The sequence below is a fragment of the Shewanella eurypsychrophilus genome, from assembly GCF_007004545.3.
Lineage (GTDB): Bacteria > Pseudomonadota > Gammaproteobacteria > Enterobacterales > Shewanellaceae > Shewanella > Shewanella eurypsychrophilus.
Map to the genome: position 1 here is coordinate 1,318,404 of NZ_CP045503.2, position 23,355 is coordinate 1,341,758.

Sequence of the window (23,355 nt, forward strand, 5' to 3'; positions counted from 1 at the left end):
TGCCGAAGATAAACACCCTCGATAGGTGAATGATAAAAAGTCAGGCAATAAGATTGGTTTATTTTTTTGGGGGGGAGCATGATAGAGATTAAAAAAGAGGCTGTATTTACTTTGGCTGGTTGCGTGGTCACGCCAAGCGATAATAGTCTAGATTTCAAAAACTGTTCTGCTAACACTGAGGTGAGCCAAGACCTGCCCAATGAGAAAATCTCTTTACAACCTAAATTTATCGAGCTGTTGAGTTACCTTGCCAGGCAATACCCTAATGTGGTGACTCGGGAAGAGTTGATAGACAATATTTGGGAAGGAAATATCTATGTCGGGACTAAGGCATTAACCAATGCTATTTGGCATCTGAGAAAGCACTTAACTCCGCTGGCTGAACCTAAGGCGCAAGCCATTGAGACCGTCAGAAAAGCGGGTTATAGACTGTTGATTGAGCCAGAATTTTCTAAGGCTGATTTAGTGTCTAGGCCTGAAGTGTTAGAAGTCGAGCAGGCTAAAGTGAAGGAGTTAAGTGATAAGTTACACAGAGGCTTATTGAGTTTTGCTTTATTCCTCATTGTCGTGGTTGCAGGTTTGTTATTTCACCTTTATCAAGACAGTAAACATTTGATTCAAACCGAACAAACCAGGCTAACAATAGCCTCTGGTGCGGAGCTATATCCAGCCGTTTCTCCAGATGGACGTTGGCTAGTATATGGTAAGAGGTCAAACCTATATCTTAAAGATCTACACACGCTAACTGATACGCCGAAACGATTAACGTCTAATCAGACTCGAGAGATAAGAGCAATTTGGACACTAGATGGCAAGTCGCTGCTTTATCCCAGTGAAGATCGTAGCAGTGGAGTATGTCACTTATCACAATTAATGCTTGATAGTCAGCAGGTTGTTCGACTTGCACCATGCTTATCGGATGCCTCGGCGTTAGATATCTCGCCTGATGGCAGCTCAATCATTTATATATGGAAAGATCCACTCGCCCAGCAAAGTGGACTGTATGAGCTACACCTCTCAGGAGATACTCAGCCGGTCAGACTCTCTTGCGACAATGAGTGTGACTATCGAGATCGTGATATCGCATTTAGTCCTGATGGTGATTGGATTGCAATTTCGAGACGCTTTGGCAATATTTCAGAAGATATCTTTATACGTAACAGAGCGTCAGGAGAAGAGTTTCGAATTACTCAGGGGCTTGAAGATATACGTGGGCTCAGTTGGCATCCGGATAGTCATAAGCTTGTTTTCAGCACAGAAAACTCAGGCGTTAGAGCAGGCTATTTAGTGGATATTAACAGTAAGAAGATCACTGATTTGTCAGTGGTAGGGTTTAGCTATCCCAAATTCGTTCCTCACACTAATGAGCTAGTCTTTTCTAAGTATATTAAAGATTTTAAAGTTGCCTACCTTGAACTAGACCAAGCTATACCGACAACTATATTCCCGCTGTCTAACTCTGAGTTTAGCTACCGAAACCCCGATTACTCAAGCGTTACCAAGCGCATCGTCTATGTATCGAATGAGACTGGCCATAATGAGATATGGAGTACAGATATTGAAGGTAGAAATAGGAAACAGCACACAGATCTGAAAAGGCGAGTGGCATACCCAAGTTGGTCTCATGATGGAACTAAACTCGCATTTCTCGCTCCCGATGATAAAAATGAAGGGAATAAAATCCATATTCTGGAGCTGGCAACTGGCGGAATAAGCATCTTGGCATCAGGCTACCTAGATCATCGCAGACCGAGTTGGGACTTTGATGATAAGCATGTATTGTCATCCACCCATGATGGCTTACTGGCTTTTTCATTGACAAACAATAGTCCAAAGGTAGTCACCCCAGTCGAGGTCAGGCTCGCTAAGGTACTTAATAATTCCCAGATGATTTTTACCAAAATCTATGAATCAGGTTTGTGGTTGATGGATCTTAATCAGCCCGAGAAAATGAAGATATTGATATCATCGGATGTGTTTGATGAGGATTATAATTGGGCATTGAGTGATAAGGGGGTTTACTTCAGGGAGTTACATTCAGGCTACCAGTTGATTAACTTCTGGAGTTTTAATACTGACTTAACCACGCCTATATTAAAGCTGCCTTCCCGTAGTCTCACATCTTATGGCGCGATGAGTTACATTCCCAGTAAGAGGCGACTCTTGATGACACTGTCTGAATATTCAAAGCGTGATGTGATCATGTTGAAGCATAAGCTACTGCAATAATAGGACTTAGGAAAGGCTCTAGGTCCTACTAGGGAGTATTAATTAGTTTAATACTCCCTATGTCTATCCCGCAGGGAAGAAGGAGCCTAATATTGCTTCTCTGCTTGCCCCTGTTACAGCAGGCAGATTACCTGGCAGCTTTTTATGGAATCGCATGGCAAGCCAGGCAAAGGCAATGCCTTCTACCCATTGTGGGTCGATACCTAATGCTGAAGTCGTACAGATCTTATATTGAGGCAGAAGTTGTTCAAGGCGTTTCATTAGCTCGCCATTGAAGGCGCCACCACCACATACGAATAACTCGCCTTCTTCACTTAGGCTCAGTGTATCTTTGGCTATGCTATGGCAGGTCACATCGAGCAAGGTGGACTGAATATCGGCTTGATTAAGGTAACCAAAAGCCGCGACTTGTTGCTCAAGCCAAGCTTGGTTGAATAGCTCTCTGCCAGTACTCTTGGGAAAACCTTGAGAGAAGTACGAATGAGAAAGCAGATGGGTCAACAGCTTGACATCCGTTTGGCCACTGGCTGCCCAGGCACCATCTTCATCATAAGCTTGCCCATTGGTTTGTAGGCACCAGGCATCGATTAATGTATTACCAGGTCCTGTATCGAAACCTATTACAGGCTGTGTCGTGACGTCGGCTGGTAGATAGGTAATATTGGAAATCCCACCAATATTGAGAATGAGCCGAGCGGTATCTTTTTTTGCAAACATCTGCTGATGAAATGCCGGTACCAAGGGAGCACCTTGTCCGCCTAAGGCAATATCTTTTCGTCTGAAGTCAGCAATGACATCGATACCGGTAGCGACAGCAATAGAATTTGGATCGCCAATTTGCAGGGTAAAACCCATATCAAGGTTTGGCATATGTCTAACGGTTTGGCCATGACTGCCTACAGCGATCACTTGTTGCTTTTCAATGCCAGCCTTAGCCAGTAAAGCATTGACGGCGGTACCGAAGAGTTGCCCAACACTGCGGTCGAGTTGGCCTAATAAGTTAATTTCATCATTACCAGGCAAACAAAGGCGTTGTAGGCCATTTAAGGTATGGGTTGGAATATCTTCGCTATGCTTTGCGATTAGTTTTGGTTGTTGTGCGCTGAAGTCAACTAAGACAGCATCGACGCCGTCCATACTTGTGCCGGACATTAAACCAATATAATAATCTTTGCTCATCGGACTGTTTCCATTATCGGTTGAATTCGCTCCCGGATATAAAGGTACTGGGAGCTAGGCTCTTCTTATGATGATTAATTCGAAGCTCAATTGAGCGAATAAGGATTACTGAGAAGAGGCTAATTGGATCTGCTTGTTCTGTTGAAGTTTAGTCATGATCGCTTGGCTAAGAGACATAAACTTAGATTTTTCACTGCTGGCGATAGGCAATGATTTAGGTAGCTTTATGGTTCTAGGGTTGCGGTGTACGCCATTAACAATAAATTCATAGTGTAAATGGGCGCCAGTGACGCGACCCGTTGAGCCTAAGGTACCGATAATTTGACCTTGTTTTACTGTGGCGCCTTGCTTAACTCTGCGCTTTTTTAGGTGCAAATATTTAGTGGTATAGGTGTCATTATGCTTAATGAACACATAGTTGCCATTGTATTGATTATAGGCAGATTTTATCACTCGGCCTTTACCTGCAGCCTTAATGGGAGTGCCGACAGCGGCCACATAGTCTACTCCTCTATGGGCTCTGACTTGGCCTGTCACTGGGTGTAAGCGTTTAGGATTGAAACTTGAACTCACATACTTGAAATCAACTGGAGAGCGAAGGAAGGCTTTTCGCATACTGCGACCTTCTTCTGAGTAGTAGTTACCGTCGGTGTAACGCACTGCAGTATAACGGTCTCCTTGGTTACTAAACTCTGCGGCTAAGATATTGCCGTTTCTAAGAAACTCACCGTCGGCGTACTCCTCTTCGAAAATAATCGAAAAATTATCTCCGGCCCTAATGTCGAGCGCAAAGTCGATATCCCAACCGAAAATGGTTGCCAGCTGCATGAGCTGATTCGGCGTTAGCCCTGCGTTCACGCCGGCATTCCAAAAATTATTATTGATGGTCGCGCTGGCAAATTTATTACGGCTCTCAACACTTTTCTGTGCAATATGTTCGGCATAGCCCTGCTCATTTTTATCTATGATCAAGGTTGAAATTGGATCTAGGTGGTAGTTAACTTGAACTAATTCGCCGGCCTCATCTTTGATTATGATGAGTGATTCACCAGGCATGATCTTGAGTAAGTTCTTTTTTGCCTTTGGCAGCTGAGTGATCTCGTACACATCCCTTGAACTTAAGCCCGCTCGATTAAAGAGTGAGGCTAAGGTATCACCACTTTTTACTTCAAAATGTTTTGTATGCGTTTTTTTGGCTTGTTCACTCTTAAGTGTATCAATTGAGCTTTCGGGTGTTGGCGTGTCACCGGCATCAGCATTCGTGATGACCTGCTGTTGTGTGTTCGATGGTGGTGTGGGTGTTCGAAATGCTAAAGGTGTTTTTAATTGTGCTGTGTTATTCGATTTAATATCTGAAGATTGTTGTGTTCCACCCCGGCCGAGATCTAAGCTACCAGAGAGTTGTGAATGGGTATTTTTAGATGCGTTAGCATCTTCAGTAGGTATCAGAATAACAACTAAGGTAATTAACACTATGCAACATAGGAGTATCTGATGCATTTTTGGCAGCAATTTTAAGAGTGTTATAACCTTTCCCATCTAACCTTTTCCTATTGAGCTTAGTCGCAATTTTTTGACTTATACTGATCCCCTTAGTGTACACACTTTCATTTGTGCTGGCTAACAAGTAACATGACTCTCTATTTTTTGATTAGCTCCTAGGAGTAGTTGGCGAGATGGCTGATTTAGACCAAGCATTAGCAGAGATTAAACGTGGTACCGATGAGATTTTACTCGAAGCGGATCTGCTGGAAAAGTTAAAAGAGGGACGTCCCTTACGTATTAAGCTTGGAGCCGATCCAACCGCACCGGATATTCATCTGGGTCATACGGTTATCTTGAATAAGATGCGTACGTTTCAGGAGTTAGGTCATGAAGTAATCTTCTTGATTGGTGACTTCACGGGTATGGTCGGCGATCCTAGTGGCAAAAATAGTACGCGTCCGCCGTTAACTCGTGAGCAAGTGCTGGCAAACGCCGAAACTTATAAACAACAAGTTTATAAGATTTTGGACCCAGCCAAGACGCGCATTGAATTCAACTCTACCTGGTTAGAGCCGCTCGGCGCAGCGGGTATGATACGTTTAGCGTCAAAGCAAACGGTAGCGCGTATGATGGAACGTGATGACTTTAAGAAGCGTTATGGTTCTGGCCAGTCCATTGCCATCCATGAGTTTATGTATCCATTACTGCAAGGTTACGACTCTGTAGCATTGAAAGCCGATGTAGAGCTAGGTGGAACGGATCAGAAGTTCAACTTGCTAATGGGCCGTGAGCTGCAAAAGTCTGAAGGTCAAAAGCCACAAACTGTGATCATGATGCCATTGCTTGAAGGTCTAGATGGCGTTAAGAAGATGTCTAAATCTGCCCATAACTACATTGGTGTGAGTGAGCCTGCTAGTGAAATGTTCGGTAAGATCATGTCTATCTCAGACGACTTGATGTGGCGTTATTTCGAGTTGCTATCATTCCGTCCATTAGGCGAAATTGAGCAATTTAAATCTGATGTCGAGCAAGGTGCCAATCCTCGTGATGTTAAGATCGCGCTAGCTAAAGAGATCATCGCACGTTTTCATGATGAGGCTGCGGCAGAAGCGGCTCATCAAGAGTTCAATAATCGTTTCCAAAAAGGTGCGGTTCCCGATGATATCGAAGAGGTTGAGCTAAGTGTCGGTGAAGGTATTGCCATCGCTAACTTGCTCAAGGAGTTAGGCTTTGTTAAGTCGACTTCGGATGCCATGCGTATGATCAAGCAGGGCGCAGCCAAGATAGATGGCGTGAAGATTGAAGATACACGTCTGCAACTGACTGCAGGTACCAGCGGTATTTTCCAGGTCGGTAAACGTAAGTTTGCTAAGGTCACCTTAGTTTAAGGTTTCTTAGGTTAGTAGCCTCTAGCGCTTAGACTCTAGAGGCTGTTAACAATGTCTGGGCTTTCCTCGCTTCCTCGTGTCCTCGCTTCCTCGTGTCCTCGCTTCCTCGTGTCCTCGTGTCCTCGCTTCCTCGCTTCCTCGTGTCCTCGCTTCCTCGTGTCCTCGCTTCCTCGTGTCCTCGCTTCCTCGCTTCCTCGCTTCCTCGCTTCCTCGCTTCCTCGCTTCCTTGTGTCCTCGCGTCCTCGCTTCCTCGCTTCCTCGCTTCCTCGCTTCCTCGCTTCCTCGCTTCCTCGCTTCCTTGTGTCCTCGCTTCCTCGCTTCCTCGCTTCCTCGCTTCCTCGCTTCCTCGCTTCCTCGCTTCCTCGCTTCCTCGCTTCCTCGCTTCCTCGCTTCCTCGCTTCCTCGTGTCCTCGCTTCCTCGTGTCCTCGCTTCCTTGCTTCCTTGCTTCCTCGCCTCCTTGCTTCCTTGCTTCCTCGCCTCCTTGCTTCCTCGCTTCCTCGCTTCCTCGTTTCCTCGTTTCCTCGTTTCCTCGTTTCCTCGCTTCCTCGCTTCCTCGCTTCCTCGCTTCCTCGCTTCCTCGCTTCCTCGCTTCCTCGCTTCCTCGCTTCCTCGCTTCCTCGCTTCCTCGCTTCCTCGCTTCCTAGCTCCTCATTACTCCTCTTTCGCATCTCTTAACGTACTCCGTGCATACCCCGTTTCAAAATCGGTGAGATCAGCAGCATAAATATCCCGAAGCCAATACCAGTCCACATCAAGAATTCGAATAGCTGAGTGTAAGTCGCAACAGCACTCGCTATATCCATGTTTTCCGAGCCGGATGTATCGATGGCGGCTAGCTTACCTAAACGCATGGCAACGGTTTCAGACAGAGCGGTAGCAAGAAACCAGACCCCCATAGATAGGCCTACAACCCGATGAATCGCCAGCTTAGTCACAGCAGATAAGCCAACAGGTGATAGACAGAGCTCGCCTGTGGTGTGGAGAAGGTATGCGAGTACTAGCCACCAGAGACTTATTTGCCCAGCTTCATTCGGATACGAAGCGCCTATAACAAGGGCGCCAAAACCTAAGCCTGCTTGAATGATCCCCAGGCCAAATTTGACTGGGATATTGGGGTTTAGCTGGTGTTTATCCAGCCAGACCCATAATGCGGCAAAAGGCAGGGCCAGCAGCATAATAAAACCTGCATTGAGGGAGCCAAATTGCCCTGCAGAGATCTCAATCCCCCCTAGGTTTCTGTCAACGACGCGATCGGCGAACAGGGTCATTGAGCCTGCCGCTTGTTCAAACAAGGCCCAAAATACAATCGTAGAGGCGATAAGCACCATTAAGACTATCATCTGCTGCATCTCCTCTTTCGTGCCTTTTAAGACTGCATAGCCAATTAAGCCGACGCCAGATATCAGTAGTAAAACTTGTTGGGCGGCGAAAACGACTGGCTCATGTTGAATCATTAACCAGAATATCGACAAGCTAAGCAGTGCCGCCAGATAGATGAGGTACTCCCGGCTGAGCACGCCAAGTACTTTCTCAGTAAGGTGCTGTGGATCACTGGGTTCAGCTAAGCCTTTGAGGTGCTTCTGTCCCTTGAGAAAAGTGAGCAGGCCTATCATCATACCGACTCCAGCAGCGCCGAAACCATAGCCCCAGCCGAAGGTTTCTCCAAGGTAGACGCAGATGATAGTCGCAGCAAAGGCGCCGATATTGATCCCCATGTAGAAGATGGTGAACCCAGACTCTCGGCGAGGGTCGTCCTTTTTATAAAGCTGACCGACAATGGTAGAGATGTTTGGCTTAAGGAAGCCGACACCGACGACAATCAATGCCAGAGCAAGATAAAATACGTTGAGGGCGGCGAGATCTCGCACATGGACTGTTTCTGATAGCACAGTGCCAGCCAATATAACGGTGCCGTCATTGAGAGTAATATCGGCCACTAATTGGCTACCAGCTAAGTACTGCACTGCCTGGTGTCCCTCTACCGCCATCAGAAAGTGCCCCAGACAGAGTAAAATACCACCGAAGATAACAGCCTTGCGCATGCCTAAATACCGGTCAGCTAATAGCCCGCCGATGACAGGAAGTGAGTAGACCAAGCCTGCGTAGGAACCTAACACTTCGAGCCCTGCACCGTCAGAGAAAAGGTGATATTTAGTTAGATAGAGAAGCAGGAGGTATTTCATCCCGTAGAAGGAAAATCGCTCCCACATTTCGGTAGCGAAGCAGACATATAAGCCTTTGGGGTGGCCTAACACGTCATCATTAAGTTGTTGTTTCTTGTTCGACGTATCTTGGGCTGGCTGCATGACTTTTCCTTACAAGCTTTGATATACGCTTGATATAAAGGTTAGTACATGCTTTGATTTTTGAACCAAGGATGAAAAAAGTGAGAGGGTAGCCGGATCTATTGTATCGCCAATTGATCGGCCATGGTCTGGTAATCCATAAGGTCTTCATGCTTGGAGACCCTGTGAGTTGCCATATCGAGTTTAACTGTGGTTACCCCTGGGATCGCTAAATCGATGATTTTTCCCGGCTTACCAAACTGTTCTCCTGGTCCCTTATAGTGATAGCTGCCTATCATTATTACTAAGGAGCCAGAATTAAACATATGTTCAATATTAAAGCCATATTCTAATACGCCTTGATGAGCCCGTCTAAGAAAGCTAATGATGTGTCGACGCCCGGTATAAGTTTTGCTGGCCGTCCTGTCATTAAAGATGCTTTTACGATCATAGAAAGCGTTCAATGCTTTATAGTCATGGTCGGTTACAGCCTGAATATACTTCACGGCTAATTGTTGTTCTTTCGGCATGTCTCCAGGCTTAGCAATCGAAGAGGTGCTAGTGAGCGCTAAGATAAGACAAATATATCGTACAAATATCATGGGCTAATTCTTTACACTTTTCTTTAAATCGAATGCAGGCAGTGACAAGTGCCATTTTATGGCTGCAAGCCTGATGCACAGGGCGACGGTCATAGAAAACAGTATCGCATGCATATTATCTGCGCCTAAATAGATACTAATGCTGTAACTAATGCCACCTAATATGGACGCCGTAGCATAAATTTCGGTGCGTAAAATCATCGGCACTTGACGGCATAACAAGTCTCGAATAATGCCTCCTCCGACGCCAGTAATCAAGCCCATGACCACGGCTATCATTCCACCTAATTCAAGGTTTAATGCTTTCTCTGCGCCAATGACAGTAAACAGTGCCAGACCTAGCGCATCGGCAACGGGTAAGGTGTATTGGGGTACTTTTTTAGGTTTACGAATAAAAATTAACGTTAATAAAACGGTAATCAAAATGACAATGATGTAGTTAGGGTCGCGGATCCAAAAAACGGGTGTGGTACCCAAGAGTGCGTCACGAATGCTCCCTCCACCGACGGCTGTGACCGATGCAAGCACGATAACACCAAAGGGGTCCATACGGTGTCGCCCAGCAGCAAGTGCCCCTGACAAAGCAAAAACGGCGGTACCGCACAGGTCGAAGAAGTAGATCAGCTCAATCATTGGTCCATCTCTTCTAAGTGGTAATTAAGCGCGTCCACCGAGATACGGATCTCAATCACGGACAAAAGCAGTGAATAGAGTAATAGGAGTAAACTACAGCCAAAAATTATAGAGCCAGTCTTGTTGAGTCCAATGTAGATAAAAATCATACAGAGTACACATAAGGCAAAACTCATCACACCAGACTCCTGCATGCGCCTGATAATACTAATCCGCTGACGCAGGTTTTTTAACTGAGCACTTTTGACCGGCTTACCATCACTGCTGAGATTACGGATCAACGCGGCCAGCGCGAAAAATCGGTTAGTGTAAGCTAACAGCAATAAAGATATTGCTGGAAATAATAGTGCCGGTGTCGTTAAAGAAACATGAATATTGTCGAACAATTGGTAAAGCCTATGTTGAAGTGTGTTGAGCTGATTAGGGAATAATACCTATGCTTTTGCTTATGTCTAGATCTGAAGCCTAGGTTATGTCTGCATATAGCGAAGTGAAGCCCATAAAATAGGTACTAAAACAATGAAACTTAACCAGATGGTGTAACCGGTACTGGCTAGCTTTATTGCAGTTGATATCGAATGACTGTCTGGTTTTGGCCCATAAACCAGTCTAGGAGCATCGACACGCTGATTGTTAAATTTCATCGGTCCGCCTAGCTCAATGTGGAGTGTGGAAGCGGCAATCGCACAGGTATTGAGGCAGTTATAAGAAGCCCCCTTGTTAGGCAAGGGGTTGAACAGCATCAGGACTGTCTTTGGGCCACCTTGAATGGCTAAACTGAAGTTCCATAGCCAGCTAGGAACAAGAAACAAGCTGGCACTAAGCCAATAGACGGGTTTACCAAAGTGATTAAACTTAGGGTTAATGGGTGGCCAGCATAGTTCCAGTTTTTTGATCATTCTACAGGCTAGGACTAATGGGGCACCGCCAATACCGAAAAAGACGATGGTGGCGACAGTGCCATAAACTGGTGAGGTAACCAGTTTTTCAATGGTAGCCTTGCTGATCCCAACACTGCTTAGTTGCTTAGTGTCTCTATATAACCAAGGAGTTAATAAACTTCTGGCCCTTTCTTTATCAGCACTATTTAATGATTGCCTAACCTCCGCTGCAACCTGCTTAAAATTATCATCATTGAGGCAGGTATAGAGGATCACAAACTCAAAAAACCAAGGGAAAGCGGCGAGTTGAAGCAAGAAATAGATGATTAACCAGAAAGGTAAGATCAGTAGGATTGCCGCTAACGTACCTGCGATGATTTGCTGTGAAGCAGCTCGATTGGGTTTATTCACCTTGCTTGCGAGTTCGCGAGCTAGATAACCAAACCAAACGATTGGCTGAAAATTTCTGGGTAAAGGTGCAATGCGTGACAGTAATAAACTGACAATAAGAACCATGGTCCCTTGATAAAATGGACTCTCACTGAGCAGCTGTTGGGCAAACTCTGGAACCATGATTTTTCCTTAAACGCTATACATGAATACTGTTAATAGAAGCTAAGCTCTAAACTAATCGCTATAAACTCACCGCTATTACTAATGGCCAGTTAGACTGATGGCTATAGTTGTTTAAGTAAAGCCATTACCATTAAGGCTGACTGGTGTCCCGCCTTTACGATATATGAATCAAAGTCGACAGGTGAGTCATTATTGGCGTTGTCAGACAGTGAACGGATCACTACAAACGGCACCTCAAACTGATGACAGACTTGTGCAATTGCAGCTCCTTCCATTTCACAGGCTGCCATCGTCGGAAAGTTCTTGAGCATGGTTTTAGTGCGCTCTGGATCGCAGATGAAACTGTCTCCTGTACAGATCAAACCTTCGATGGCTTTAACTTCCTCAAGGCTAGCAACGGCTTTCTTGGCTGCTGCCATCAGTTTTTCATCGGCGACAAAGGCTGCTGGCTGACTGGCCATTTGGCCTATTTCATAGCCAAAAGCAGTGACATCGACATCATGGTGTCTTACTTCAGTTGCAATGACGATATCACCGATGGCCAGTTCATCAACAAAGCCACCCGCAGAGCCTGTGTTGATCACGGCATCTGGTGCATATTTTTCGATAAGCAGTGTTGTTGCAATACTTGCAGCCACTTTACCAATACCAGAACGCGTGACGATGACTTCAGTGCCATCTAATGTGCCAGCGATAAACTCGATACCTGCAATGGTTTGTGAATCTGGAGAAGTCATTGCTGCGATTAAGTGAGCCACTTCTGGCTCCATTGCGCCTATGATACCTACTTTCATTGATTTAGCCTTAAATTGTCATACGGGATCGAATGGGCGCTAATATATCATGGTGTATTGGGATTTGTGAAAAATCCCTTTGTTCAGTGGGGTGCTCGGAGGTGTTTGTTTATTGGGGAGTGTGTTGAAGGTCATACTTTCATTGCTATCTATCATCTGCAGTGGGCTCATGTGCTCTCTTTACTTTAGAAGGTTCTGCAAGTTGCTGGCTTATGATTCCATAAAGAGTCCCTATATGCTCTGCGGTTTCAAACAACGTTGATATTTAACTACCAGTTCGACATCCTTATCTCTCGATTGAAGAGTACCACGTAGTGATTCCTCACCCTGAAACTGAAACTCGCAGCCGTATCTACACTGGGTATTCACAAGCAAGATTTTCTCTTCGAAAAAATCCCCCTTTAATATAGCCACCCATCATTCCTGCCTCTATATCTAGCTGCTACTAAACTTAAATAGTCGCACTTGAATCGAGGTTGTTATGGCTAGACCCAGAAGCACATTAGTCAGTATCGAAGACACCCCGTTTTACCACTGCATGTCTAAATGTATTCGTTTCGCATGGCTTACGGGTATCGATAAATACACGGGAAAGTCATATGAACATCGTCGAGACTGGGTTGAGTCAAGAATTCTTGAGTTAGCCGAAGTGTTTGCGATAGATGTAGCCGCTTATGCCGTGATGTCTAACCATCTGCACTTAGTATTGAGAGTCGATATTTTCGAAGCCAATTCATGGACAGATAAAGAGGTGGTACAGCACTGGCATCAACTGTTTAAAGGCACTGACATTACTCAGAAATTTGCTCAAGGAGAGATAATTGACAGCTGTGAGGTTGCTGGTCTGAAACATTCAATTGCTCAGTATCGAAGTCGGCTTAGTGATATTAGTTGGTTTATGCGCGCTTTGAATGAACCTATTGCCAGAAAAGCGAATAAAGAGGATGGCTGTACAGGGCGATTTTGGGAGGGGCGTTTCAAATCCCAAGCTTTACTGGATGAAGCAGCGGTTTTAGCTTGCATGGCCTATGTTGACCTCAACCCAATTCGAGCTAAGGTAGCTGATACCCCTGAAACCTCAGATTTCACCAGTATTCAAAAACGCATCAAAGCCGCAGTAAAGGGAGAGCAACCCCAAGCACTCTTACCCTTTGTGGGCAATGAGCAAAAAGAGATGGTTAAAGGGCTCATGTTCAGCGCTAAAGATTACCTGCAATTGGTTGATGAAACAGGACGAATAATCAGAGCCGATAAACGAGGCGCAATAAGCCCTGATTCACACAAAATACTTAATAGACTCAACATCCCTCAGAAAAACTGGCTGAAGCTCACAACTGAATTTAGCCGCTTATTTAAAGGCCCTGTCGGTACTGTTCAAGAGTTAGGTGTCTACTGCGAGCACTTAGAGCGAAAACGTAGACAAGGGGCAGCTAATTGCCAGAAGTGGCTCTGCAGCGGCTAACAAGCCGTTAATTACTTAATAAACGGTACAACTAAAGATAAATACCAAGCCGAACTGAAATTCGGTATTTGTTAGTGCTTGAACCTCGGTGAATAACTAAATTATTTGTATATTTGCAGTAACATAATTCAACTCTAAGTACATTTACCCACAAAACAGTAGTTTTGACGCTTTTCCTCAATAAATTACATGAAGCGAAAGCAAGAGATAATAAAATGGGTGGCTATATTTCTTCTGAATTTAGCCGCTTATTTAAAGGCCCTGTCGGTACTGTTCAAGAGTTAGGTGTCTACTGCGAGCACTTAGAGCGAAAACGTAGACAAGGGGCAGCTAATTGCCAGAAGTGGCTCTGCAGCGGCTAACAAGCCGTTAATTACTTAATAAACGGTACAACTAAAGATAAATACCAAGCCGAACTGAAATTCGGTATTTGTTAGTGCTTGAACCTCGGTGAATAACTAAATTATTTGTATATTTGCAGTTACATAATTCAACTCTAAGTACATTTACCCACAAAACAGTAGTTTTGACACTTTTCCTCAATAAATAACATGAAGCGAAAGCAAGAGATAATAAAATGGGTGGCTATATTTCTTGCGTTAACAAATAATTTACATTTACCATTTGCAACCTCAAAAAAGAAATGTATATTTAATATTGGATATTTTATTTAGCAATATTCATGACTAAATCATGACTAAATCATGAATTGAATAATGTTGTCATCCCGATTATTGAACAGTATCTCGCTCTGTTCGCTTGTTTATATACCTAAAATAAATAATAAGAGTGGCCAAATTATGATAAATAAAATTACCCTATCTATTCTTACGACTGCCATAACGGCATCCACATTCGCACATGCCATACAACCTGAATTTTCAGCTCATCACTGTAAAGCCGCAGAAACCAACGCACAGCACTATCGAAACTTTCCATCAGCCTTGATAGAAGCCCAAGCCAGACACGAGAAAATAGCCAACATCCAATCTGCTAGAAAATATTCAGCCCAAGCCAAGCAGGGTCATGTCGATTCACTAGATAGTACTGACACATCTTTTGTAATGGGCATATCGGCAACGCCTAGTTATGTCGTCCCAGTGGTATTTCATGTCTATGGCACAGTACATAATGGCGACACTGTCAATGATGCAGTCATTATCGATGCGCTATATAAGACCAATGAGGACTTTCAAGGACAAACTGCCGACTATTCTGACATTGACTCTGAATTTCAAAATGTGAAGGATCATCTCAATATTGAGTTTCGCCTGGCTGGTATCGATCCCAACGGCAACCCAACGACCGGGATCGTTTATCACTCGGAATCATCAGGGGCTGGTAACTACTCAAGCTCAGATGTGAAAAATGATCACTGGGATAATTACAAATACATGAATGTTTATATTCAAAATGACCTGTATGCCGATGGTGTCACCAATAACTCCGGCGTTGCCTGGTACCCTGATAGCGGAATGTCCGATGATGGCTTAGCACGGGTGGCATATAATGGTGCGTACTTAGGCACCAATACAGATGAAAACTTTCGCTCAGTGCTCACCCATGAGTTTGGCCACTTTATGGATCTGATCCATACTTTCGAAGGCAGGTGTAAACGAGGAGCGGCCAAGCGCTGCTCACAGACAGGAGACGAAGTGTGTGATACGCCGCAGCAAAACAGCTGGCAGATGAATCCTGGTGACGGCGGCATCCTCAACTGTTTGGGACAAACCATCAACTGGCAAAATTTTATGGCCTATTCAGATCAATATGCCAACTTTACTCAAGACCAGGTAGATCGCATGATTAATGGCTTAAACAGTTCAGCACGTGCAAGCCTTTGGTCAGCATCGAACCTTTCTGCTACAGGTGTTGCTAACTAATTGGTAAAATTCTAACTTATCAGTCGCAGGCAAGCTGCGGCTGTTATCTCTCTATTCACTCTTCTAAAAAGTGGGTCAATCAAACAAAGCAACCATTAGAGCCAAACTCCGTTACTTTAGCCATTTTAGTCCCTATTTATTTTGAGAGGCTATTGCGGTAAAGCAATTATGAGTCAGCCGATCTTATCTAATATAAATCGTTAGCTGGGTATCGCCGTCGATACTGAACTTAGCATTTTCATAGCTTGCAGTTCCAAAGCTGCCAAAATTGTTACTTAAAGCCATCCCCTTCACTGGGCACTCTAAAAAAGGTGGTGTCTAAGCTTCTGTTATTATGATGCATCACTTTCACCGCATACTATCCAGGCTCGAGATCAGTAAATATTATCGAGTGTTACAGTCAAGGTTTCTGCATGAGCCTGCATTGACGGTCTAAAAGGTTTTCCTGATGCCATAAATACCGTGTTCCCAAATACTCAAATCCAGCTCTGCATCGTCCATATGGTTCGAAATTCGATGAAGTTTGTGCCGTACAAGGACTGCAAGGCAGTGGCAGCCGATTTAAAGAGGATTAATTAGTCAGTGACTGAAGAGGAAGCGTTGCTTAATTTAGAATGTTTTGTCCAGAAACGAATTTAGCTGACACATTATTTTCAATCGAAGAAATTAATAACCCGATGTAGATACGGCTGTGGGCTTCGGTTTCAGGGTGAGGTATCACGTAGTGGTACTCTTCGAACGAAAGGCATGGATGCCGAACTAGCTGTTAAACACGGAAGTTGTTGGAAACCGCAGAGCGTATAGGGACACTTCTTATGAAATCAAGAGCTAGCGTCCCACTGAAGTCTCTACATGTAAGCTTGCTGCAGGCAATAAACACCAATGATGCTTTGGTACTGAGCAAACTAACCAAGTACCAAAACAGTCAACTGAAACCCTACTTAAGAAAGATATTTGAAATTAATTATCCAACAAATAAACAAGTTTTTATCCAGAAACATGTTTAGGCTTCTGAGAGGCTATAATCGCAGAAGCATCTGTACAGCCTTCACCGGGCGGGTGTTAGATAACAACACCCTAGTGACATTAGGTTCGTTGCCAAATAGCAACCCAGCTAAATGAATCTAACTTCAAATGTTATTTGCATCTTGCTAGTGGCCAAGCGAGCTAAACCAGCCCAATGAACCCACACAAAAGAGACTTAGCCCTTGTTATCAGACAAGGGGAAGTCCCCTTGTATTTGCCCGACTAACAACACAGGTGCCGCATCTAACTCATTAGCATCCATCATTGAGGCGATACGCTCAACGGATGAAAGCAACTGGCTCTGCTCCCACTCTTCTAAGTTTTGATAGCGGGTGATAAAGTGCTCTTGTAACGGCTTTGGCGAGTCACTTAACAGATCATTCCCAGTGTCACTTAATGATAGGTGTACCTTACGTTTATCTGTTTCGCTGCGGGTTCTTATCACCAATTTGCGGCTTTCGAGTCTATCGATAATTGTGGTGACAGTGGCAGGACTTAAGGCGATCTCTTTGGCTATATCTTTGGCAAGTGGGGCGTTAAGGTGTGCAATGCTCTGCATTACCATGAGCTGTGGGCCGGTTAGGCCTGATTGCTTGTTCAATTGGCGTGAATGAATATCTATGGCTCGGATCACCCGGCGTAGTGAGACCAATAACTGTTCGTACTTTTCCATAATCCTTCCTAGTAATCTATTGCCGATGATATCGAACAGTGGGCCATTTTAGCCATTAAATAAAAATGCGGTATAACGCCGGAGCGTTATACCGCATTCTCTATACTAGGTGCAAGGCCACATCAGCCTCGAGTGCACGCTGGGGACTTAAAAAGCAAATGTCCTGGCAACTGACAGTACAGCACGAGTATCAGCAGTATCTATGTCCATGGTGGTGTCTTCAACGGCTAAGTTAAAGTCAAAACCTTTCCAGCTAGTCATATATTCAGCACGGTAATGGTTATAAGCTTTCTCACCATCCCAAGACCACTTGTCCACATCGTTTGATGTTGAACGATCGAAGCTGATACGGATGTCGTGGCCTTCGGCAATCGTAAATGTGTGTGCTGCCATCATGATGTAATGACCGGCATCGACACCGAAGTAATCCCATGTGTACCAGAAGTTCAGTTCAGTTTGGCCAACAGATGAACCGTATCCAAATTTAGTGTAAAGCTCTGGATATTGATATTCATCTGAAAACGAATCACCGTGATAAGTGTAATAAGCGATTCCAGCATCAAGAGATACGCGCTCATTTAACTGGAGGAACATGCCGCCGTAAAAATCCAGTTCCAGCCAGGTATCATCACCTGAGCCGTAATCGACATTTGATGCCCAAGTACCTACATACCAGCCCGCATCTGCAGCGTAGTCTAAACTTGCTTGCAAAGCTGGGCTGTTATCCGTTTGGCTTACACCGTTGAAGGTGTAGTCAGATACAGCTGTTACTGTTGAGCTAACGTTCGCAATAGCAGTCGTCGGTAAGGCTATTAGCCCCAGTAGTGCGAGATTTTTAATAGTGCTTTTCATCATTTCCCTTTGTTTCTTTTTTTAGTTAGCTAATTCAATTTTGCTAAAATCAATTTTGTTTTCTTTTGGTGACTGTTCAATGGCTGCAACTGTCTTATATTTGGTTGCCAAGATATAGCCGAAGCAGGCCAGAATGAGTCCAATAGCCAATGCACCAACCCACTGAATTTCTAAGAAGTTGAGTTGGAATAGTAAGGTTAGGCCACTCATTAAGGCGATGTTGCCCAAGATGTACTTGGTCTTACCGAAGCGCTCAACGGTGAGGTTGAGGTTGTCGGTGTACAGACGAATTAAAGAGTCGAGTGAATTCACCACAAACGTAATGCCCACCATCACCATGGCGAGATTATAGAAGCCTGTGGTGGCAATCTCATTGGCGCTGTAGTAATAGAGCACAGTAAACCAGACTGCGATCGGCAGTGACGGGAATACCATCATGGCAATCAGCACTTGGTAGGTCTTCAGACCGCCAACAAAGCGTGAAGTGAATTGACCAATCATGATGCTCCAAGCAAACCACCAGAAGAGGTAGAACTCGTGATAATCATTGATAGGTAGAACAAAGTTATGAATATTGCCAAAGTAGTCGCCAATCAAGGCAAAGGTCGTGATAAATTCGCCGATTCCTGAGTCTTCAGACAAGAAGGCGCCCGCCCACATTAACACTATCAAGCCTATAAATAGCCCGGTGCTCGCTAAGCTGAGTCTGCGTACATAACGAATGCTGGTACTTGAGTACACGGCGGCGGCAATAATCACAAAGACGATAAGGTAGAAGCTGCTAACAATGGTTTCCCCATCTCCCATTTCTGGTAGATACCAAGGCAAGTTAGACAGTAACAAGTAGGCGGTAAAGGCACAGGTACCAATAATTACTACGTTATTAATGAACTTGACCACAGGGATCTCAAAGAACTTCACTCTTGGTTCTATGACGCAAAAATAGAAACAGGTTAAGAAGTAAAATGCCCAGATTAAGAATGCCCAGAAGCCAAACTCAATGGCCAGTGGGTTGGTAAAACCATACTCAGGGCTCGCGCCAAGGTCTGCGTAACCGGCAAACTCCGTTAGCGGGAACATGATTAATCCCACATCCAATCCTGAGGTGAATAGGATGGCGATAAAGGTAAAAGTACGTACCGGAGTGACACCAATACATTTGACATTACCCCAGCGGTAAATCACAAAGGCGATGGCTGCGAACGTAAAGAGTATTCCTATAGTAAGCCAAGTCGTCATTATTGTTCTCCTGACTCAAAAGATTTATAAAACATAGATTTATATCCTTGTTCTTATTTTAGTTTTGCCCGTTTGCAGTAAATTTCGGCTGCAAAAATCCCTCAAGCCTTAACTATCGCTTTTACGAAAGTTAAGGTTTGATAAATTAATCAAAGCGATTTAGATCATTTAAGCGTGTAACGCTTAGGCTGATCAGTTGCCTATACGGCTTAATCTGCTAATTAGGACAATTGAGCAAATTAAGCCTGTAAAGTGAGTTATCTTACTGGTGGCCTAAGCCGTTGTTGTGTTTGCCAGTCTTCGCTAATGGTCACCTCTGCAGTGCTCGGTGCCAGTGGAGCCTTGCCAAGGATCAGGTCTGCCGCACGCTCGGCTAACATGATGGTTGGCGAGTTAAGATTGCCATTCGGGATGGTAGGAAAAATAGAGGAATCAACCACTCTAAGACCTTGCAAGCCATGTACCCTTGTTTGTGAATCTACGACTGCCATCGAATCTTCGCCCATTTTGCATGAGCAAGATGGGTGGTAGGCACTCTCGACTGAGCTTCTGACAAAACTGTCTATCTGTTCATCGGTTTGCACTTCTGTGCCGGGTTGAATTTCTTCACCGCGGTACTCATCAAGCGCTGGCTGACTAATAATTTCTCGGGTTAAACGCACACAGGCGCGGAAACCTTCAATATCATCTTCATGGGACAGATAGTTAAATTGAATGCTTGGGGCTACATGGGCATCGTTTGATACCACTTTGACACTGCCGCGGCTCTTAGGTTTGTTGTGACCAACATGTACCTGGAAACCGTGACCAGCAAAGGCTTCTTTACCGTCATAACGCATTGCAGCAGGCAAGAAATGATACTGTAAGTCTGGCCATTCAAGACCCGGTTTTGAGCGAATAAAACCACAAGACTCAAAGTGGTTAGTCGCACCTAGGCCTGACTTATTTAATATCCAACGCGTGCCAATAAACAGCTTGCTTAACGGGTCTATTTTACCGTTAAGCGATATCGGTTTAAGGCACTTAAATTGGAAGTAGAACTCAAGGTGGTCTTGTAGGTTTTCACCTACACCTGGTAGCTCATGTACTTGTTCAATGCCAGCTTGAGCTAGCGTATCGGCCGCGCCAACTCCAGAGAGTTGCAAGATATGTGGTGAGCCAATAGAACCTGCTGATAACACCACCTCTTTACTGGCATTAACCTCTACGTGCTTGCCTCTGCGCTCAAAGTGAACGCCGACGGCTTTCTTGCCTTCACCTTTGTTTTTACTAAATAAGACCTTGTGCACCAAGGCATGGGTTATCACCGTGAGGTTGGCACGCTTCATTGCCGGCCTTAGATAAGCATTCGAAGTCGACCAACGCACGCCATTTTTAACGGTCATGTGCATCGGGCCAAAGCCTTCTTGCTGAGCACCGTTGTAATCAGATGTTGCTAGATATCCGGCATCGACACCTGCATCGACAAATGCCTGATACAGTGGGTTTTTCATATTATTGCCGTTATTGACCGCTAGTGGGCCATCAACACCGCGATAATCATCTTCGCCAAACGCCCAGCTTTCCGCCTTTTTAAAGTAGGGCAGGCAATGGGCGTAATCCCAATCTTTGGCGCCTGCTTGCTGCCACTCATCAAAATCTCGGGCATGGCCGCGTACATATACCATGCCGTTAATTGATGAAGACCCGCCTAATACCTTGCCACGTGGGCAGTGCATGCGGCGATTATCTAGGCCTGGTTCGGCTTGGGTTTCAAACTGCCAGGCATATTTTGGCGTATTCATCGGAATCGATAGCGCGGTTGGCATCTGAATAAAGATGCTCTTATCGCTGCCACCGGTTTCAAGTAGCAAGACCTTGTTATTCTTATCAGCCGATAAACGGTTGGCTAGCACACAGCCAGCGCTACCTGCGCCAACAATAATATAGTCGTATTGTTCGTTTGTTGAATGTGTCATATCAGCGCCTTAAAATGGACTTTCAAGAGGCTGCATACCAACGTATACGGCTTTGATTTGAGTGTAAGCGTTAAGTGTCTCTTTGCCATTTTCACGGCCAATACCAGACATCTTGTAGCCACCAACAGGCATTTCAACCGGTGATGCACCATAGGCATTGATCCAGCAAATTCCAGCCTGCATTTGATGGATAACCCTGTGAGCACGGGTTATATCTTGAGTAAACACGCCTGCGGCTAAGCCGAGATGGGTATTGTTGGCGCGACGGATGACTTCGTCTTCGTCATCAAATGGCAATATTGACATCACAGGGCCAAAGATCTCTTCTTTGCTCAAGGTCATTTCGTCGGTGCATTGACCAAAAATGGTTGGTGCAACAAAGAAACCATTTGGGCTATTTTCTGGTGTGAGTGCATGTCCACCCGCGAGGAGTTCTGCACCTTCACTTTTGCCAATTTCAATATAGCTCAACACTTTATCTTGATGGGACTTTGAAATAAGCGCACCAAAGTTGGTGGCTGGGTTCATAGGATCGCCGCAAATGATGTTGTTTTGAGTGCGTTGCAGGAGTTTCTCAATGAAACGAGGATAAATATCTTGCTGTACAAATACGCGTGTGCCGTTGGTACAGATCTCACCTTGGGTGTAGAAGTTACCTAACATGGCAGCAGAGACGGCATTGTCGATATCGGCGTCGTTGAAGATGATCAGCGGTGACTTACCGCCAAGCTCCATGGTGACGGCTTTGAGCGAGCTTGCTGCTGCAGCCATTACCTTTTTACCAGTACCCACTTCACCCGTGAATGACACCTTGGCTATCTCGTCGTTATTGGTCAGCCAAGCGCCAACACGCCCGTCGCCTTGGACGACGTTGAATACCCCATCGGGTACACCGGCTTGGGTGAAAATTTCAGCCAGTTTTAATGCACCAAGAGGCGTTTCTTCTGATGGCTTAAAGATCATCACATTACCGCAAGCTAATGCGGGTGCTGATTTCCAACATGCGATCTGTAATGGATAGTTCCAGGCGCCAATACCGGCACAGATCCCCAGTGGCTCACGGCGAGTGTAATAAAAGTCATCGCCTACCGTTTGTTGATTACCTTCGATGCTAGGGGCGAGGCCTGCAAAAAACTCGATGGAGTCTGCGCCAGTCACTACATCGACCACGGAGGCTTCTTGCCAAGGCTTGCCTGTATCTTGTACTTCAATTGCTGCTAGCTCATCGTTTCGCTCACGAAGTAGTGCAACGGCTTTATGTAAAATTCTGCTGCGCTCAACAGCGGTCATTTTTGACCAAATTGCAAAACCCGCTTTTGCGCTTGTTATTGCGGCTTGCTGAATTTTCTCGTCGGCAACTTCAACTAGATAGTTCACTTTTCCATTGGCTGGATTGATGACTTCAAATGTTTCGCCGGTTTCGTTAAAGAGGGCTTGCCCATGGATGTAATTTGGGTAAACAACTAGTGACATCGGTTTTCTCCGTACTGCATGGTCACGGCCTTGATAAAGGCTTTAGATAAAATTTGGGCCTGTTCGAACTCTTTGGCAGGGGTCGGACTTAATGCGCTGCGTAACCAAAATCCATCAATCATAGCCGCGGTCTGTTTTGCTGCGTTGACTGCATCGGCTAGAGGAAGGAGTTGTTTAAAAGAGAATAGAAGGTTGCTGTGTAAACGTTGGCTATTGATATTCTGTAATCTGGCCAGTCCTTGCTCATGCATGGCTTGTGACCAAAAACTCAACCAAGTTTTTGTTGCTGGTCTTGAACGTTGTAGCTCAGTAAAGTTGGCTTCAACAATTGCGTACAGCCTTTCAAGTGGCAACATGTTCCGATCTAAGGTACGGCTTAATAGTGCTTGTTTCAGTTGATCGAGTAGGTATCTCTGTGTTGCTTCAATTAAACCTTGTTTACCGCCGAAGTAATGACTAATTAGACCCGAAGATAATCCGGCTAGGCCACTTATGGTATTGATGGTCGTATTATGTAAACCATGACGCTCAACAGAGGTAAGAGTGGCTTCTATGAGTTGTTGTTGTCGGACGGTTTTCATTGACGGGCGCGGCATAAAAGGTTAAATCCTGAGAACTATTATTGATGCTATTTTTGTTAGTATTTTCGCAGTAAAGTTATTAATTGAACGTTCAATTAATAACGACTCTAATGGTTAGAGCTGTAACTATCAACCTTTATTGCAGATTGAGACTT

General features: G+C 44.8%; 18 protein-coding genes and 2 pseudogenes. 6 read left to right on the top strand and 14 right to left on the bottom strand.

What is annotated here, in order from left to right; all coding sequences use genetic code 11:
- Positions 1 to 78: 78 nt before the first annotated feature.
- Positions 79 to 2,229 carry a winged helix-turn-helix domain-containing protein gene (locus FM038_RS05505; RefSeq protein ID WP_142872328.1) on the top strand — a complete coding sequence of 717 codons (2,151 nt, stop codon included), beginning with the start codon at positions 79 to 81 and terminating at the stop codon, positions 2,227 to 2,229.
- A gap of 63 nt (positions 2,230 to 2,292) precedes the next feature.
- Here the strand turns inward: FM038_RS05505 and FM038_RS05510 are convergent, their stop codons facing one another.
- A complete protein-coding gene (locus FM038_RS05510) occupies positions 2,293 to 3,408 on the bottom strand; it encodes an anhydro-N-acetylmuramic acid kinase (protein ID WP_142872329.1) in 1,116 nt (371 codons plus the stop codon).
- Positions 3,409 to 3,513: 105 nt separating this feature from the next.
- The gene (locus FM038_RS05515; RefSeq protein ID WP_142872330.1) at positions 3,514 to 4,947 is read right to left on the bottom strand and encodes a peptidoglycan DD-metalloendopeptidase family protein; all 1,434 of its coding nucleotides are present in this window, start codon (positions 4,945 to 4,947) and stop codon (positions 3,514 to 3,516) included.
- Positions 4,948 to 5,084: 137 nt separating this feature from the next.
- Here FM038_RS05515 and tyrS point away from each other — a divergent pair, with 137 nt between their 5' ends.
- Complete coding sequence (gene tyrS / locus FM038_RS05520; RefSeq protein WP_142872331.1) at positions 5,085 to 6,281, top strand: tyrosine--tRNA ligase; 1,197 nt, start codon at positions 5,085 to 5,087, stop codon at positions 6,279 to 6,281.
- Positions 6,282 to 6,953: 672 nt separating this feature from the next.
- Here the strand turns inward: tyrS and FM038_RS05525 are convergent.
- The 6 genes from FM038_RS05525 to mtnN form a co-directional block, all read right to left on the bottom strand.
- Entirely contained in the window at positions 6,954 to 8,588 is a 1,635-nt protein-coding gene (locus FM038_RS05525; RefSeq protein WP_142872333.1) for a peptide MFS transporter, read from the bottom strand.
- A gap of 98 nt (positions 8,589 to 8,686) precedes the next feature.
- Entirely contained in the window at positions 8,687 to 9,169 is a 483-nt protein-coding gene (locus FM038_RS05530; RefSeq protein ID WP_142872334.1) for a nuclear transport factor 2 family protein, read from the bottom strand.
- Between the two features lie 3 nt (positions 9,170 to 9,172).
- Complete coding sequence (locus tag FM038_RS05535) at positions 9,173 to 9,802, bottom strand: trimeric intracellular cation channel family protein (RefSeq protein WP_142872335.1); 630 nt, start codon at positions 9,800 to 9,802, stop codon at positions 9,173 to 9,175.
- On the bottom strand, positions 9,799 to 10,176 hold the full coding sequence (locus tag FM038_RS05540; RefSeq protein ID WP_142872943.1) for a DUF2721 domain-containing protein: 378 nt from the start codon (positions 10,174 to 10,176) through the stop codon (positions 9,799 to 9,801). Before FM038_RS05540 ends, FM038_RS05535 begins: the two co-directional genes overlap by 4 nt.
- Before the next feature lie 96 nt (positions 10,177 to 10,272).
- Positions 10,273 to 11,256 (bottom strand): cobalamin biosynthesis protein CobD/CbiB, encoded by a 984-nt coding sequence (locus tag FM038_RS05545; RefSeq protein WP_142872336.1) that lies wholly within the window; start codon positions 11,254 to 11,256, stop codon positions 10,273 to 10,275.
- A gap of 104 nt (positions 11,257 to 11,360) precedes the next feature.
- The gene (mtnN, locus tag FM038_RS05550) at positions 11,361 to 12,053 is read right to left on the bottom strand and encodes a 5'-methylthioadenosine/S-adenosylhomocysteine nucleosidase (protein WP_142872337.1); all 693 of its coding nucleotides are present in this window, start codon (positions 12,051 to 12,053) and stop codon (positions 11,361 to 11,363) included.
- A 481-nt stretch (positions 12,054 to 12,534) separates the two neighbouring features.
- Between mtnN and FM038_RS05555 the strand changes: the two genes are divergently transcribed.
- The 4 genes and pseudogenes from FM038_RS05555 to FM038_RS05570 all read left to right on the top strand — a co-directional run.
- Positions 12,535 to 13,515: a transposase gene (locus FM038_RS05555; protein ID WP_142872338.1), complete on the top strand. Its 981-nt coding sequence runs from the start codon at positions 12,535 to 12,537 to the stop codon at positions 13,513 to 13,515.
- 227 nt (positions 13,516 to 13,742) lie between these two features.
- Positions 13,743 to 13,877: pseudogene (locus FM038_RS05560) on the top strand (transposase); the annotation flags it as partial.
- A 438-nt stretch (positions 13,878 to 14,315) separates the two neighbouring features.
- Positions 14,316 to 15,398, top strand: coding sequence for a M43 family zinc metalloprotease (locus tag FM038_RS05565; RefSeq protein WP_142872339.1), 1,083 nt, complete (start codon positions 14,316 to 14,318; stop codon positions 15,396 to 15,398).
- 417 nt (positions 15,399 to 15,815) lie between these two features.
- Positions 15,816 to 15,971 (top strand): annotated as a pseudogene (locus tag FM038_RS05570) (transposase); the annotation flags it as partial.
- A 628-nt stretch (positions 15,972 to 16,599) separates the two neighbouring features.
- Here FM038_RS05570 and FM038_RS05575 read toward each other — a convergent pair.
- From FM038_RS05575 to betI, 6 genes are all read right to left on the bottom strand, one after another.
- Positions 16,600 to 17,097 (bottom strand): MarR family winged helix-turn-helix transcriptional regulator, encoded by a 498-nt coding sequence (locus FM038_RS05575; RefSeq protein ID WP_142872340.1) that lies wholly within the window; start codon positions 17,095 to 17,097, stop codon positions 16,600 to 16,602.
- A 147-nt stretch (positions 17,098 to 17,244) separates the two neighbouring features.
- Positions 17,245 to 17,949, bottom strand: a complete 705-nt coding sequence (locus FM038_RS05580; RefSeq protein ID WP_142872944.1) for a TorF family putative porin — start codon at positions 17,947 to 17,949, stop codon at positions 17,245 to 17,247.
- A gap of 21 nt (positions 17,950 to 17,970) precedes the next feature.
- Complete coding sequence (locus FM038_RS05585) at positions 17,971 to 19,188, bottom strand: BCCT family transporter (protein WP_142872341.1); 1,218 nt, start codon at positions 19,186 to 19,188, stop codon at positions 17,971 to 17,973.
- Positions 19,189 to 19,445: 257 nt separating this feature from the next.
- Positions 19,446 to 21,146, bottom strand: coding sequence for a choline dehydrogenase (gene betA, locus FM038_RS05590; protein WP_142872342.1), 1,701 nt, complete (start codon positions 21,144 to 21,146; stop codon positions 19,446 to 19,448).
- A 9-nt stretch (positions 21,147 to 21,155) separates the two neighbouring features.
- Positions 21,156 to 22,619, bottom strand: a complete 1,464-nt coding sequence (gene betB, locus FM038_RS05595; protein WP_142872343.1) for a betaine-aldehyde dehydrogenase — start codon at positions 22,617 to 22,619, stop codon at positions 21,156 to 21,158.
- Positions 22,610 to 23,215, bottom strand: a complete 606-nt coding sequence (gene betI / locus FM038_RS05600) for a transcriptional regulator BetI (RefSeq protein ID WP_142872344.1) — start codon at positions 23,213 to 23,215, stop codon at positions 22,610 to 22,612. Before betI ends, betB begins: the two co-directional genes overlap by 10 nt.
- Positions 23,216 to 23,355: the final 140 nt, after the last annotated feature.

What these genes read in the sequence shown, in the direction of transcription:
- FM038_RS05505 (WP_142872328.1), top strand. Translation starts at nt 79, where the DNA reads ATGATAGAGATTAAAAAAGAGGCTGTATTTACTTTGGCTGGTTGCGTG.
- FM038_RS05510 (WP_142872329.1), bottom strand. Translation starts at nt 3,408, where the DNA reads ATGAGCAAAGATTATTATATTGGTTTAATGTCCGGCACAAGTATGGAC.
- FM038_RS05515 (WP_142872330.1), bottom strand. Translation starts at nt 4,947, where the DNA reads ATGGGAAAGGTTATAACACTCTTAAAATTGCTGCCAAAAATGCATCAG.
- tyrS (WP_142872331.1), top strand. Translation starts at nt 5,085, where the DNA reads ATGGCTGATTTAGACCAAGCATTAGCAGAGATTAAACGTGGTACCGAT.
- FM038_RS05525 (WP_142872333.1), bottom strand. Translation starts at nt 8,588, where the DNA reads ATGCAGCCAGCCCAAGATACGTCGAACAAGAAACAACAACTTAATGAT.
- FM038_RS05530 (WP_142872334.1), bottom strand. Translation starts at nt 9,169, where the DNA reads ATGATATTTGTACGATATATTTGTCTTATCTTAGCGCTCACTAGCACC.
- FM038_RS05535 (WP_142872335.1), bottom strand. Translation starts at nt 9,802, where the DNA reads ATGATTGAGCTGATCTACTTCTTCGACCTGTGCGGTACCGCCGTTTTT.
- FM038_RS05545 (WP_142872336.1), bottom strand. Translation starts at nt 11,256, where the DNA reads ATGGTTCCAGAGTTTGCCCAACAGCTGCTCAGTGAGAGTCCATTTTAT.
- mtnN (WP_142872337.1), bottom strand. Translation starts at nt 12,053, where the DNA reads ATGAAAGTAGGTATCATAGGCGCAATGGAGCCAGAAGTGGCTCACTTA.
- FM038_RS05555 (WP_142872338.1), top strand. Translation starts at nt 12,535, where the DNA reads ATGGCTAGACCCAGAAGCACATTAGTCAGTATCGAAGACACCCCGTTT.
- FM038_RS05565 (WP_142872339.1), top strand. Translation starts at nt 14,316, where the DNA reads ATGATAAATAAAATTACCCTATCTATTCTTACGACTGCCATAACGGCA.
- FM038_RS05575 (WP_142872340.1), bottom strand. Translation starts at nt 17,097, where the DNA reads ATGGAAAAGTACGAACAGTTATTGGTCTCACTACGCCGGGTGATCCGA.
- FM038_RS05580 (WP_142872944.1), bottom strand. Translation starts at nt 17,949, where the DNA reads ATGAAAAGCACTATTAAAAATCTCGCACTACTGGGGCTAATAGCCTTA.
- FM038_RS05585 (WP_142872341.1), bottom strand. Translation starts at nt 19,188, where the DNA reads ATGACGACTTGGCTTACTATAGGAATACTCTTTACGTTCGCAGCCATC.
- betA (WP_142872342.1), bottom strand. Translation starts at nt 21,146, where the DNA reads ATGACACATTCAACAAACGAACAATACGACTATATTATTGTTGGCGCA.
- betB (WP_142872343.1), bottom strand. Translation starts at nt 22,619, where the DNA reads ATGTCACTAGTTGTTTACCCAAATTACATCCATGGGCAAGCCCTCTTT.
- betI (WP_142872344.1), bottom strand. Translation starts at nt 23,215, where the DNA reads ATGCCGCGCCCGTCAATGAAAACCGTCCGACAACAACAACTCATAGAA.